Here is a 13,614-nt window from a genome sequence, read left to right on the forward strand (position 1 = left end):
CGCATCGCATGCCAACGCAAAACGAAACCTTGGAACAGCGGCTTAAGGCCGAAGCGTTGCGGCTGGGCTTCGCCGCCTGCGCCATAGCGCCCGCCAATGCGGCGCCGCGTTCGGCCGAAAGGCTGCGACAATGGCTGGACGCCGGCCATCATGGCGAGATGCTGTGGATGGAGGAGCGCGCCGGGCAGCGCGGATCGCCGCAAGGGCTCTGGCCGGACGTGCGCAGCGTCGTCATGCTGGGGATGAGCTATGCGCCGGGGCGCGATCCGCTGGCGCTGGCGGATGTGCCGGACCGGGGGCGGATTTCGGTCTATGCGCAGGGACGCGACTATCATGACGTGGTCAAGAAGGGGTTGAAGGCCCTCGCCCGCTGGCTGGTTGAGCAGCATCCCGGCGCGCTCAAGGTCTTTGTCGATACCGCCCCGGTGATGGAAAAGCCGCTGGCGGAGGCTGCGGGTCTGGGCTGGCAGGGGAAGCACAGCAATCTCGTCAGCCTTGCGCATGGAAGCTGGCTGTTCCTGGGGGCGATCTACAGCGAGATCGCGCTGGCGCCCGATGCGCCGGAGAAGGACCATTGCGGCAGTTGCACCGCCTGTCAGGCGGCCTGCCCCACCGACGCCTTTCCCGCGCCCTATATGGTCGACGCGCGCCGGTGCATTTCCTACCTGACCATCGAGCATAAAGGGCCGATACCGGAGGAGTTTCGAGCCGGGATCGGCAATCGCATCTATGGCTGCGACGATTGTCTGGCCGTCTGTCCGTGGAACAAGTTCGCGGACGCGGCGGCGGCGAACCGCGCCTTTATCGGGCGGGCGGAGCTGGCGGCCCCGGAACTGGGCGACCTGCTGGCGCTGGACGATGCGGGCTTTCGCGAGATTTTCTCAGGCTCCCCCATCAAGCGGATCGGACGGAACCGGATGGTGCGCAATGCCGCCATCGCGGCGGGGAACAGTGGCGACAGGCGGTTGGCGGGCCGGTTGCGGGCGCTGGTGGCGGACGACGATCCGGTGGTGGCGGAGGCGGCTCGCTGGGCGCTGGAACGGCTGGCCTAGCGCTTGTCCTGTTCAAGCGCATGAACGGGGCTCCCGCCTTCCGCGGGAGCGCCTCCCTCTCCCATCGAAAAGATCATTTCGCCTGCAAGGCGGCAGAACAACTTGCGGGGTCGACGTCCGTGCCCGTGGGCGTACGCGCATCGACATGGGTGACGAGCGGCTCCTTCCCCTGCGGCGGCAGGTAGAGATAGGCGTCCAGCACGCAGCGGCCATTGGCGAATTGCAGCTTGCGCATGGTGCTTTCGCGAATGTCGAGCCGGGGTTGGCCGAACAGGTGCATGAGCTGCTTCGCGTCCGATCCGATCAGCGGACCGGGGCGGGTGAAGGCGCTGGCCGGGGGACCGGCGGGCGGACGGGCGATCTGGGTCGCGGGCGGCGGCACGACACCTCCGCAAGCCGCGAGGGTCAAGAGCGAAGCCAGGACGAGCGCCGGATGAGGACGGGTCATGGCATGTTCCTTCGGGCACCGTGCAGCATGTGGACCGCCATAGCCGCGCTCCAGATCGGTGCAAGCAGGTTGAGCAGCGGCACGAGGAAGATCAGCGCCGAAGCGAGGCCCATGAGCCACCGGCTGCCGCGCGGGATCGGCGGCAGGTCGGGATGGCGGGGCTCGACCATGTCGGCCATGTCCCGGCCAAGCAGGGCGGCGTTCAGGATCAGGAACAGGCCCAGCGTGCCGATGCCGGTCGCCAGCAGCAGCAGATAGGCCGTCAGGGCAAGCAGGTTCCAGCCGACGGTCCGCAGGATGGAGCGCAGCGCGAAACGAAGGCTGCGGCCCCAGCCGACCGGCCGGGCGCGGGCGGCCGCCGCGGGGTAGCTGTCCCGTTCTACGGCAATGACGATGTCGTCGGCAAAGAGGCTCATGATCGCCATGGCGGTGGCGCGGAACAGCAGCCAGCCGGCGGCGATCACGCCGATGGCGGTCGCGGTCGCCTCCGCCACCCCGCCCCAGCCCGCGCCCGGCATCCAGCCATAATGCAGGCGGGCGGCGTGGATGCCGGTCCACAAGGCGGCGGCGAGGACCGCGAAGGCGAGCAGGGTCAGGAGCAGCGTCCTGAACAGCAGCCGGAGGGCGGCACCGTGGAAGATGGAAGGGAATGCGCGAAGGACGGCGGCAAGGACCATGACACCGCTATTCCCGCCCTGGCGCGCAGCGTCAATCAGCGCCGTTGCGCAGCGCGCCCCGGATCGGTAGAGACGGCGGGATTTTTCCCCTTATTCACGAAGGATTTTGCGTGACCGCTGCTGCCCCCACGCTTGATGTTGTCGCCATCGGCAATGCCATTGTCGACGTGCTCGCCCGGAGCGACGACGCTTTCCTGGCCGAACATGCGCTGACCAAGGGCGGCATGCAGCTGATCGACGCGGAAACGGCGGAAAGCCTTTATGCCGACATGGGCGCGGGCAAGGAGATCAGCGGCGGATCGGCGGCGAACACGCTGGCGGGGCTGGCCGCGCTGGGCAAGAAATGCGGCTTCATCGGGCAGGTCAATGACGACCAGTTGGGCGCCGTCTTCGCCCATGACGTGCGCGCGCTCGGCATACGCTACGATACGCCGGCGATGCAGGGCGACGTTCCGACGGCCCGCTGCCTGATCCTGGTGACGCCCGATGCGCAGCGGACGATGAACACCTTCCTGGGGGCGTCGCAGTTCCTGCCCGAGACGGCGCTGGACCTGGACCTTATCCGTTCCGCGTCTATCCTCTATCTCGAAGGCTATCTCTGGGATCCGGAGCAGCCGCGCGCGGCGATGCGCGCCGCCATCGACGCGGCGCGGGGCGCGGGGCGGAAGGTCGCCTTCACCCTGTCGGACAATTTCGTGATCGACCGCCATCGCGCCGACTTCATCGACCTGATCGACCAAGGGCTGATCGACATCCTCTTCTCCAATGAAGGCGAAATCCAGTCGCTGGCCGGGGTGCATGATTTCGACGCCGCCGTGGCCGCCATCGCCGCGAAAGTGCCGGTGCTGGTCTCGACCCGCAGCGAAAAGGGCGCGATCGCCATGGTCGACGGCGTGCGGTACGAAGCGCATGCGGCGCCGGTGGCCGAAGTGATCGACACGACCGGTGCGGGCGACCTGTTCGCGGCGGGTTTCCTGGCGGGCCATCTGGAAGGGCTGGAGGTCGAGAAGTGCCTGAAGCTGGGGGCGGCGGCGGCGGCCGAAGTAATCTCCCACTGGGGCGCGCGGCCGGAGGACGACCTGAAGGCGATCCGGGCGAAGACGCTGGGGTAAGATGGGAGGCCGGGCGAAAGTCCGGCCTTTTCCTTTGCGTCAGGCCGGCTTCTGCTTTCGGAACAGCGCGCGGTCGTCGGGGCCGAACCCCCAGCGCCAGATGACGAAGCCGTAGACGCCGAGGATGGTGAAGACGCCGAAGACAAGCTCCACCCACTCGAAATGAGGTGGCAATGCGACGAAAGCCGCGCCAACGATGCAGGCGACGCCGGAAGCGCTGAGCAACGGCCAGCGCCAGGCGTTGACCCTGGCGCCCAGCAGGTTCGACAGCAGGCGCGCCTTGACCAGCGCACTGACGCCCAGCGCTATGCTGAGCGCCAGCGCAGGCGCGGCGGCGATGGCCATGTCGTGCAGGCCCAGGCGCCGCGCCACGAAGATCAGAGCGAAGCTGAGCGCCGCTTGAAGCCCGATCATCAGCAGCGAGATCATCAGATTGCGGTGCCGCGCGATATAGACCAGCGCCGATTCGCTGACCACGGCGGTCGCCGCCACGACTTCGGCCAGCAGCAGGAAGGCGAGCGCGCCCGTTCCGCCGACGAAATGCGGACCGACCAGCCCCATCACCGCTTCGCCCGGAATGCCGAGCGCAAGCGCGATGCCCGCCTGCGCCGCGATGATCCAGAAGCCGACCTGGCTCACCTGCCGCGCTATGGCGGTGAGATTGCCCTCCGAAAGATTGCGGGTGATGACCGGGCCCAGGATCGGGTCGAAGCTGGTCTTCAGTTTCTGGGGCAGGGAGGCGACCTGTTGCGCCACATAATAGATGCCGACGACGGCCGGGCTGACGAACAGGCCGAGGATCGCCATGTCCAGCCGGCGCGACCCCCATTCCACGCCGTCCGCCGCCGCCAGCGGCAGATTGCGGCGCGCCAGCCGCCACAGCCGTCCGAAATCCGGGCGCCAGCCATAGGGAATGCCGTAATGGCGGGTCATCGGAATGATCGAGGCGACCAGCGCGGCGATCATCGAGACCACATAGGAGAGGATCAGGCCGTCGCGGGTCGAATAATAAGCGAAGCCGAAGGCGCCGATGCTGATCGCCCAGGGTTCGATGATGGACCGGGCCCGCACCGTGGCGCCGATGTCGAAGCGATAGGCGCAGGCGGCCAGCGCCACGTCGGACCCGGCGACCGCGATCACGATCAGGGCGAGCAGGCGGTCGAGGCCGTTGATGCCGCTGTTCGGGAACATGGCCTGGGGGAAGGCGACCAGGAGCGCGCTGCCGATCAGGGAGGCGATCAGCGTCACCACCATGGCGTCGGTCACGACATGGCTGTGCGGCCGCTCGGTCTGGGCGAGCGCGCCCGCAAGGCCGCGTTTCAGGCCGAGCGTCGCGAGCTGGGCGACGAACTCCACCACCAGCACCGCATAGGCGAAGCGGCCCAGCGCGTCGGCGCCATACCAGCGGCCGGCGATGAACAGGAACGGCAGGCGCGCCGCGAGGCGGAGCAGGAAACCGAACACATTGGTCCGTCCACCCTTGGCGAGCGCCGCAATATCGTCCTGCTGCGCGGGAGAGGCCCCTTCAGCCGCCAAAGAATTATGATCCCCCTGTGACATCAATGCTGTCGCGTCATTTTGTGGAGCCGGACTGTAGCAACAAATGATGATAGGGCGATGAATTTATTCGGCGCGCAGCGGACGGGCGAGCAGCGCATCCATCACCTGGGCGAGCGGCGCGGCATCTTCCAGCAGGGCGCAGACCGCCTCGACCACGGGCATTTCGACATGGGCGGCGCGGGCGGCTTCCCGCAGCACGGGCGCGGTAAAGGCCCCTTCCGCGACGGTCCGGCGGTTGGCCAGCAGATCGCTGGCAGCCCGCCCCTCCCCCAGCCCCTTGCCGAGCGAGAAGTTGCGGCTGTTGGTCGAGGAACAGGTAAGGACGAGATCGCCCAGTCCGGAAAGGCCAGCCAGCGTTTCGGCGCGGGCGCCCCTGGCCAGACCGAAGCGGGTCATTTCGGCAAAGCCCCGGCTGATCAGCGAGGCGCGGGCATTGAGGCCCAGGCCCGCGCCCTCCGCGACGCCGCAGGCGATCGCGAGGACGTTCTTCACCGCCCCGCCAATCTCCGCGCCGACGACATCGTCGGACAGATAGGGGCGGAAGGCAGGCCGCGCAATGCGGCCCGCAATCTTCGCGGCAAGAGCGGCGTCGGCGCAGGCGAGGGTGATCGCGGTGGGCAGGCCCCTGGCGACCTCATGCGCGAAGGTCGGCCCCGAAAGGACGGCGATGGGCGAGGTCGGCTGCGCTTCCATCGCCACCTCGGACATCAGCAGGCTGGTGCCCGCCTCGATCCCCTTGGAACAGAGGACGAGCGGCGTGCCCGCCGGCGCCTGCGCCACGACGGTGCGCAGATGCTGGGCAGGGCTGACGATCAGCAGCAGATCGCGGTCGGCCATGGCGGCCATGTCGCCGGTCGCCTCGATCGAGGCGCTGAGCGGGATATGGGGCAGGTAGAGCGGGTTCTGGCGGTCGCCGTTGACCGCCGCCACGACTTCGGGTTCCAGCGCCCAGAGGCGGACATGCCGGCCGTCCGCCGCCAGCGTCTGGGCCAGCGCGGTGCCCCAGGCGCCTGCTCCGATGACGCCTGCCTTCAGGGAGGGAGCCTTCATGCTTTCACTCCTGCGCCGCGCGCCTTTTCCGCGCCGGGGTCCAGCGGCCAGCGCGGGCGCGCCGGGACCGTGAGGTCGTCGATAAGGCCCGCCGCATAGCGTTCCGCCCCGGCCCACGCGATCATCGCCGCATTGTCCGTGCAGAGCCAGAGCGGCGGCGCGACAAAGGGCAGATCATGCTTTGCGGCGAGCGCTTCCAACGCGGCGCGGATCGACTGGTTGGCGGCGACGCCCCCCGCGACGACGAGGGCGGTGATGTCCTGAAGGCCCGCCAACTGCCGCTCGGTGCGGTCGATCAGGCAGTCGATGACGGCCTGCTGGAAGCTGGCGGCGATGTCCTCGGTCGAATATCGGCCGGACTGGGCCGCGCGCATGACCGCGCTCTTGAGGCCGGCGAAGGAGAAATGCGGCTCGGCGGTGCCGACCAGCGGGCGTGGCAGGGGAACGGCCCTCGAATTGCCATCGGCGGCGGCCTTCTCCACCGCCGGTCCACCGGGATAGCCCAGTCCGAGCAGCTTGGCGGTCTTGTCGAAGGCCTCGCCGCTGGCGTCATCGATGGTGGTGGCCAGGCGGGCATAGTCGCCCGGCCCCCGCACATGCAGCAACTGGCAATGGCCGCCCGACACCAGCAGCAGCAGATAGGGGAATTGCAGCGTCGGATCGGCCAGGCGCGGCGAAAGGGCATGGCCTTCCAGGTGGTTGACCGCGATCAGGGGCTTGTTCGCGGCATGGGCGAGCGCCTTGCCGGTGACGAGGCCGACCATCACGCCGCCGATCAGGCCGGGGCCGGCGGTGGCGGCGATCACGTCCACATCGGCAAGCGTGAGGTCGGCGTCCTTCAGCGCCGCCTCTATCAAGGGCGAAAGCGCCTCGACATGGGCGCGGGCAGCGATTTCCGGGACGACGCCGCCATAGGGGCGATGCGCCTCCTCCTGCGTGGCGAGGCGGTGGGCCAGGATCCTGCCCTCCGCCGTCACCAGCGCCGCCGCGGTTTCGTCGCAGCTTGATTCCAGGCCGAGGATGATCGTCATTGCCGCTTCCATCTAATGCCCGCGATCATTAGAGCAAGCGGGATCATGCAAAAGCCTTCCCGTCCGCCCCACACGCCCCTTCGCCTTGGCACGCGTGGCTCCCCGCTCGCGCTGGCGCAGGCCCATATGACGGTGGCGGCGCTGCGGGCGCGCCACGGCTGGGACGAGGGCGCGGTCGAGATCGTCGTGGTGCAGACCAGCGGCGACCGCATTCAGGACCGGGCGCTCGCGGAAATCGGCGGCAAAGCGCTTTGGACCAAGGAGCTGGACCGCGCGCTGGCCAGTGGCGAGATCGATTTCGCCGTGCACTCGATGAAGGATGTGGAGACGATCCGGCCCGCCGAAATCCGCATCGCCGCCATGCTGCCCCGCGCCGATGTGCGTGACCGCCTTGTGGGTGCGGACAGTTTCGCGGCGCTCCCCGAAAGGCCGCTGGTGGGCACCAGCTCGCCGCGCCGGGCGGCGCAGGTCAGGCGGCTTCGGCCCGACGCGGAGGTCATCCTGTTCCGCGGCAATGTCGCGACGCGGCTCGCCAAGCTGGAAAGGGGGGAGGCGCATGCGACCCTGCTGGCGGCGGCCGGGCTCGACCGGCTGGGCCAGGGCGATGTAGGCGTCACCATCCCAGTCGAGGTCATGCTGCCCGCGCCGTCCCAGGGCGCCGTGGGCATCGAGACGCTGAGCGACAATGAAGCGGTGCTCGATCTGCTGGCGTCGATCAGCGACGCCGACACCTTCGATTGCGTGATGGCGGAGCGCGCGGTGCTGGCCGGGCTCGGCGGCACCTGCCATTCGCCCATTGCGGCGCTGGCCCGGCTGGAGGATGGGCGGGTCCATCTGCGGGCCGAGATCATCAGCCCCGACGGGCAGGAGACGGTCAGCGATGCGCTGCGGATCGGGCGGGGCGATGCCGCCGCCGCGGAAAGGATGGGACGCGCTTTGCTGGACAGGGCCAGTCCGACGCTGCGGGCTTTGTTCGAGGCGTGAGGCCTCTCGTCATCCTGCGGCCTGAACCGGGGGCGGGCAAGACCGCGGCGCGGGCGGCGGAACTAGGGCTGAAAACGCGGGTCTTTCCGCTGTTCGCGCCCCGGGCGCTGCAATGGGAGGCCCCTGCCCCGGAAAGATTCGATGCCCTGTTGCTGACCAGTGCCAATGCGGCCCGACTGGCAGGGGAAGGGCTGGCCCGCTATCGGAAGTTGCCCGTCTATGCGGTCGGACAGGCGACGGCGAAGGCGCTGGAGGAAGCCGGATTCGCAGATGTCGTCGCCGGAGATGGCGACGGCACCGCCATTGCGCGGCGGATCGCGGCGGACGGGCATGGCGATGTGCTGCATCTGGCGGGGCGGACGGTGGCGCCGATCGACGCGGGCGCGCTGCGGATCGAGCGGGTCGTCGTCTATGAAATGCTGCGGACCGGCGATGAGGGATGGGTGGAGCGGCTGGAGGCCGGCAGCGTCCTTCTGGTCCATTCCCCGCGTGCCGGCGAATTGCTGGCGCGCCATGTGGGTCCGGGGCTGCGCAGATCACTCCACCTGATCGCCATCAGCCCTGCGGCGCTGGTCGCCTGCGGCACCGGATGGGCCAGCGCTCAGGCGCCCGATAAGCCCGATGATGAGAGGATGCTGGCCCTTGCCGTCCGATTATGCGAATGATTCGCCTCATATGGAAGAAAAGCCCTTGATGAGCGACACGGATGGCCCGTCCGGCGGCGTTGCGCCGCCGCCCCCGGCGCGACGCGGATCCTGGCTGCTGGTGCTGCTGGTCTTGCTCGCCTTTGCGGTCGGGGTCGTGCTGACCGTCCTCGCCCTGCCGCGCATCCAGCGGTGGAATGCACCGCAACGGCCGTCGGTGCTGAGCGATCCGTTGCTGAATGCCGCCGCGCCGGGCGTGCCGATGCGGCCGCTGTCCGCCGATGCCGGGCAGATGCTGGACGCGCGCGTCGTGCAGCTGGAGGAACGGCTCAACCGCATCACGGTGGAGGCGCAGGCGGCGTCGGGCAATGCGGCGCGCGCGGAGGGCCTGCTGGTCGCCTTCGCGGCGCGGCGGGCGCTCGATAGCGGGACGCCGCTCGGCTATATCGAAGGCCAGTTGCGCCTTCGTTTCGGACAGGCGCAGCCGCGCGCGGTGGCGACCATCATCAACGCCGCGCGGGAACCGGTGACGCTGGCCGACCTGCGCGCCGGGCTGACGGCCCTGGCCAACCGGGTCACCGTCCCGCCCGCCGACGCGAGCTGGTGGGAAGCGCTGGAACATGAGGCGCGGGAGATCATCACCATTCACCGGGCGTCCACCCCCTCCCCCCGGCCGCAGGCAGCGCTGGACCGGGCGCTGCGCTATCTGGACGGATCGCAGGTCGGCGCGGCTCTGGCCGAGGTGGAGCAGATGCCGGGGCGCGCGGCGGCCGACCGATGGATGCAATATGCGCGGCGCTATATGGAAGCGCGGCGGGCGCTGGACCTGATCGAAACGGCCGCGATATTGGAGCCGCGCCAGTTGCGGGCGGCCGACGGCGCGCCGGTGGCGCAGACCTCTCCATTGGCGCCCTGATCCTTCCATAAGCCGCTGTCACAAACGGCGAACCGTTCATGCCCGTGGATAAATCTCCATGGACTCGGGAGCCTGTGTCATGAGAATGTCATTTTTCCTGTTGGAAGAAGGAAGACATTTTCGTGCCGCCCTATGCCGACGCCATTGCCAGTTTCTGGAAGAGCCGCCTGGCCAGCGGACCTCGCGCGGCCGAGCGGCCGTCGCTCCAGCATCTGTTGGGCAATGCATCGGTGCCTTTCGATCTGGCGCGGACACGGGCGCAGGCCGCCCAACTGGCGCGGGCCATCCATGGCGACGGACGGCAGATCCTGCTGATCCCGGGCCTGCTCGCAAGCGAGCAGCGGATGGAGCCTTTACGCGCCGTGCTGAACGCGGCGGGCTATGAGGCGCATGGCTGGGGCATGGGCCGCAATTTCGGACCCAAGCCGGACAGTCTGGAACAGATCGACCGCCGGGTGGATGCCATAAGGCGTGAGACCGGAGCGCCCGTCACTCTGGTGGGCTGGAGCCTGGGCGGGCTGTTTGCGCGGGAATATGCCAAGTTCGCCATGCATAAGGTCGGCGGCGTCGTGACGATGGGTACGCCCTTTTCCGGCGATCCCCGCGCCAATCATGCGTGGCGGCTCTATCAGCTCGTTTCCGGATTTCCAGTCGACCGGCCGCCCTTCACCTGCCGGCGCGAGGAAAAACCGCCGGTGCCGACCGTGGCGCTCTGGTCGCGTCGGGATGGCGTGATATTGCCCCAATGCGCCAAGGGGCGCGTCGGCGAACGGGATCGGGCAATCGAGGTCGACTGCACCCATATGGGCTTCGCAGCCGCGCCGGAAGGGATTTTGGCCGTGGGCCGGGCGCTGGAGCTTATGCAGCGGTAGGGCTTTCGGAGCGCCGGGATAGTGGCCCGGGTGGAGAGCGGACAGGCCTGCTTTCTCCCACCGGTCTTGCTTGGGACTGTGGCGCAAAAACAGGCATAAAGGGCTTCGACAAGCTCGGCCCGAACGGTCTTCTGGTCCGCTCCTCGCCAAATCTCCCGATCAGACCGACAGACGCGCCAAGGCTTCTTCCCGCCCGATCAGTGGCAGGAGCTGGCCCATGTCCGGTCCATGGTCCAGTCCGGTCAGTGCCCGGCGTAGCGGCAGGAACAGCGCCTTGCCCTTGCGGCCGGTTTCCGTCTTCAGCGCTTCGGTCAGGGTTCGCCAGATGGCGGCATCGAAGCTCGCCTCCGCCAGCCGGGCATGCGCCAGGGCGAGGAAGTCGCGATCTTCGTCCACCGGGAATGGCGCGTCGATCGGGCCGGTGACGATCCGCCACCAGTCAGCCGCCCCCGCCACGGTTTCCAGATTGGGGCGGATGGCGTCCCAGGCCGCTTCGTCCATGCCCTGGGGCAAATGATCCACAACAGCCGCATAGGGCAGCAGGTGGACGATCTTCTGGTTGAGGCTCGCCAGTTCCCCTTCATCGAAGCGTGCTGGCGCACGGCCGAAATGGGCGAAGTCGAAGCTGTCGATCAGCGGTTGCAGGTCCGTAAAGGGTTCCACTGGCATGGAACTGCCCAGCCGCGCCAGCAGGGAGGCGATGGCCATCGGTTCAAGACCGCTCTCGCGAAAATGCGCGACGCCAAGCGACCCCAGCCGCTTGGAAAGCTTGCCCTCGCTCCCGGTCAGCAGCGCTTCATGGGCAAAGGCGGGCAGTGTCGCGCCCAGCGCCGCGAACATCTGGATCTGCGTCGCGGTGTTGGACACATGGTCTTCCCCGCGCAGAACATGGGTGACGCCCATGGCGATGTCGTCGATCACCGACGGCAGCATATAGAGCCAGCTTCCATCAGCGCGGCGGATCACCGGATCGGACAATAGTTTCGGGTCGAAGCGCTGGTCGCCGCGGATCAGGTCGGTCCAGCCGATGGGCAGGTCATGATCCAGTCTGAAGCGCCAGTGCGGCCGACGCCCTTCGGCTTCATAGGCCGCAATCTGGTCCGCGCTCAGGGCCAGCGCCGCCCGGTCATAGACCGGCGGCAGGCCACGACCCAGCAGCACCTTGCGGCGCAGGTCCAGTTCCTGCGCGGTTTCATAGGCCGGATAGACATGACCCGACGCCTTGAGCGCTTCGAACTTTTCCTCATAGAGGGCGAAGCGGTCGGACTGCTTCTCCTCCCCGTCCCAATGCAGGCCGAGCCAGTTCAGGTCCGCCTTAATGCCGTCGACATATTCGGGGCGCGAGCGTTCGAGATCGGTGTCGTCGAGGCGCAGCAGGAACTGGCCGCCATATTTGCGCGCGAACAGCCAGTTGTGCAGCGCGGCGCGGATATTGCCGACATGGAGGTTGCCGGTGGGCGACGGAGCGAAGCGGGTGATGACTGTCATGCGGTTTACAGCGTGCGGAAGGCGTTGGTTATCGGGTAGCGGCGGTCGCGGCCGAAATTGCGGATGCCAAGCTTCACGCCCGGGGGCGACTGCCGGCGCTTATATTCCGCGACATAGAGCAGCCGTTCGATACGGGCGACCGTGTCGCGTTCGAATCCGCGGGCGACCAGTTGCTCGACCGACAGTTCCTCCTCCACCAAACCGTAGAGGATGGGGTCCAGCACCTCATAGGGGGGCAGGCTGTCCTCGTCCTTCTGGTTGTCGCGCAATTCGGCGCTGGGCGGCTTGGTGATGACGCGCTCGGGCATGACGGGGCCATGGGGGCCGAACCCCTCGCCCAGCGACGGGACATTCTCGTTGCGCCAGCGGCAAAGGTCGAACACCGTCGTCTTATAGGCGTCCTTCAGCACCGAATAGCCGCCCGCCATGTCGCCATAGATGGTGGCATAGCCGACCGACATCTCGCTCTTGTTGCCGGTGGTGAGCAGCATATGACCGAATTTGTTGGACAGGCCCATCAGCGTCACGCCCCGGATGCGGGACTGGATATTCTCCTCCGTCAGGTCGCGCTGGCGGCCGGCGAAGACGTCGGCCAGCATCGCATCGAAAGCCTCCACCGCGGGTTCGATGGGGATGCTGTCGTAGCGGACGCCCAGCAGGCGGGCGCATTCGATGGCATCGTCCAGGCTTTCCCGGCTGGTGAAGCGCGATGGCATCATCACGCACCACACCCGGTCGGCGCCCAGCGCGTCCACCGCGACGGCAGCGGAAAGGGCCGAGTCGATGCCGCCCGACAGGCCAAGCACGACTCCGGGAAAGCGGTTCCCATTCACATAGTCGCGCAGGCCCAGGACCATGGCGTTGTAGATGTCGGCGGGGCGATCATCGAGCGCGTGGCGCTCGCCGGGAAGGCAGACCCACTGGCCTTCCCATTTTTCCCAGTGCGTCAGGACCAGCGCCTCTTCCCAGTCGGGAAGCTGGTGCGCCAGGCTGAGGTCGCCGTTCATGACGAAGGAGGCGCCGTCGAACACCAGCTCGTCCTGCCCGCCAACGCGGTTCAGATAGACGAGCGGCAGGCCGGTTTCACGAACCCGGGTCCCGGCGACGGCGTTGATGCGGCGGTCGTCCTTGTCGACCTCGAACGGGGAGCCGTTGGGGCTGATCAGGATTTCCGCGCCTTCCGCCCGCAAATGGGCGGTGACGAAGGGAAACCAGATGTCCTCGCAGATCGGGACGCCGATGCGAACGCCCCGGAACTCGATGGGCGCGGGCAGCGGACCGGGGGCGAACAGGCGCTTTTCGTCGAAGGTGCCGTAATTGGGCAGTTCCCGCTTCTGCCGGATGGCGGTGACCGCGCCATTCTCCAGCAGGGCGACGACGTTGAACAGGACGCCTTGCGACGCCACGACCGTGCCCACCAGCATGGCGGGGCCGCCGTCGGCGGTCGCCTGCGCCAGCCGGTCCAGCTCATGATTGGCCCGGTCCACCAGCGCGGGCTTCAACACCAGATCCTCGGGCGGATAGCCGATCAGTTGCAGTTCGGGATAGACGATGAGGTCCGCTTCCATCGCCCGCGCACGCCATTCCAGCATCGCGTCGGCATTGGCGGACAAGTCGCCCACCGACTGCGTCATCTGGGCCAGGGCTATCACGAGTTTGTCGGTCATGGTCCGCGCCCCTAGAGCATTTTGCAGCAGCGCGCAAAAGCGCCTTTTCAGGAGGGGCCTCCGCCGCTAAAGGGGCCGCGTTCCGACAGCGTCACCAATTTGTCACGCCATTT

13 protein-coding genes are annotated in these 13,614 nt (G+C 67.9%); 6 read left to right on the forward strand and 7 right to left on the reverse strand.

The genetic code is table 11. From position 1 onward, the window contains the following. Positions 1 to 29: 29 nt before the first annotated feature. Entirely contained in the window at positions 30 to 1,052 is a 1,023-nt protein-coding gene (gene queG, locus EWH10_RS19095; RefSeq protein WP_083198962.1) for a tRNA epoxyqueuosine(34) reductase QueG, read from the forward strand. A gap of 73 nt (positions 1,053 to 1,125) precedes the next feature. Here queG and EWH10_RS19100 read toward each other — a convergent pair whose 3' ends face one another. Together EWH10_RS19100 and EWH10_RS19105 are read right to left on the reverse strand one after the other, a co-directional pair. After that, positions 1,126 to 1,500: a hypothetical protein gene (locus tag EWH10_RS19100; protein ID WP_025548253.1), complete on the reverse strand. Its 375-nt coding sequence runs from the start codon at positions 1,498 to 1,500 to the stop codon at positions 1,126 to 1,128. Further along, entirely contained in the window at positions 1,497 to 2,177 is a 681-nt protein-coding gene (locus EWH10_RS19105; RefSeq protein WP_044661193.1) for an EI24 domain-containing protein, read from the reverse strand. Before EWH10_RS19105 ends, EWH10_RS19100 begins: the two co-directional genes overlap by 4 nt. A 110-nt stretch (positions 2,178 to 2,287) precedes the next feature. On the opposite strand from EWH10_RS19105, the gene EWH10_RS19110 reads away from it, so the two are divergent. Further along, positions 2,288 to 3,289, forward strand: coding sequence for an adenosine kinase (locus tag EWH10_RS19110; RefSeq protein WP_044661192.1), 1,002 nt, complete (start codon positions 2,288 to 2,290; stop codon positions 3,287 to 3,289). A gap of 39 nt (positions 3,290 to 3,328) precedes the next feature. Here the strand turns inward: EWH10_RS19110 and EWH10_RS19115 are convergent, their stop codons facing one another. From EWH10_RS19115 to tsaD, 3 genes are all read right to left on the reverse strand, one after another. Further along, on the reverse strand, positions 3,329 to 4,849 hold the full coding sequence (locus EWH10_RS19115) for a lipopolysaccharide biosynthesis protein (RefSeq protein WP_371873103.1): 1,521 nt from the start codon (positions 4,847 to 4,849) through the stop codon (positions 3,329 to 3,331). Positions 4,850 to 4,912: 63 nt separating this feature from the next. Beyond that, entirely contained in the window at positions 4,913 to 5,899 is a 987-nt protein-coding gene (locus EWH10_RS19120) for an NAD(P)H-dependent glycerol-3-phosphate dehydrogenase (protein ID WP_044661191.1), read from the reverse strand. After that, positions 5,896 to 6,930, reverse strand: coding sequence for a tRNA (adenosine(37)-N6)-threonylcarbamoyltransferase complex transferase subunit TsaD (gene tsaD, locus EWH10_RS19125; protein WP_044662974.1), 1,035 nt, complete (start codon positions 6,928 to 6,930; stop codon positions 5,896 to 5,898). Before tsaD ends, EWH10_RS19120 begins: the two co-directional genes overlap by 4 nt. 45 nt (positions 6,931 to 6,975) lie before the next feature. On the opposite strand from tsaD, the gene hemC reads away from it, so the two are divergent. The 4 genes from hemC to EWH10_RS19145 all read left to right on the forward strand — a co-directional run bounded on the left by hemC (position 6,976) and on the right by EWH10_RS19145 (position 10,346). Further along, entirely contained in the window at positions 6,976 to 7,914 is a 939-nt protein-coding gene (hemC, locus tag EWH10_RS19130) for a hydroxymethylbilane synthase (protein ID WP_044661190.1), read from the forward strand. Continuing rightward, entirely contained in the window at positions 7,911 to 8,579 is a 669-nt protein-coding gene (locus tag EWH10_RS19135) for a uroporphyrinogen-III synthase (protein ID WP_044661189.1), read from the forward strand. The genes hemC and EWH10_RS19135 overlap by 4 nt, the downstream gene beginning before the upstream one ends. Before the next feature lie 10 nt (positions 8,580 to 8,589). Continuing rightward, positions 8,590 to 9,474 carry a hypothetical protein gene (locus tag EWH10_RS19140; RefSeq protein WP_044661188.1) on the forward strand — a complete coding sequence of 295 codons (885 nt, stop codon included), beginning with the start codon at positions 8,590 to 8,592 and terminating at the stop codon, positions 9,472 to 9,474. Positions 9,475 to 9,596: 122 nt separating this feature from the next. After that, positions 9,597 to 10,346, forward strand: a complete 750-nt coding sequence (locus EWH10_RS19145) for an esterase/lipase family protein (RefSeq protein ID WP_044661187.1) — start codon at positions 9,597 to 9,599, stop codon at positions 10,344 to 10,346. 159 nt (positions 10,347 to 10,505) lie between these two features. Here the strand turns inward: EWH10_RS19145 and gltX are convergent, their stop codons facing one another. Beyond that, positions 10,506 to 11,834: a glutamate--tRNA ligase gene (gene gltX / locus EWH10_RS19150; protein ID WP_065846204.1), complete on the reverse strand. Its 1,329-nt coding sequence runs from the start codon at positions 11,832 to 11,834 to the stop codon at positions 10,506 to 10,508. Positions 11,835 to 11,839: 5 nt separating this feature from the next. After that, entirely contained in the window at positions 11,840 to 13,501 is a 1,662-nt protein-coding gene (locus EWH10_RS19155; protein ID WP_044661185.1) for an NAD+ synthase, read from the reverse strand. Positions 13,502 to 13,614: the final 113 nt, after the last annotated feature.

This window comes from Sphingobium fuliginis (assembly GCF_004152845.1).
GTDB classification, from domain to species: Bacteria; Pseudomonadota; Alphaproteobacteria; order Sphingomonadales; family Sphingomonadaceae; genus Sphingobium; species Sphingobium fuliginis.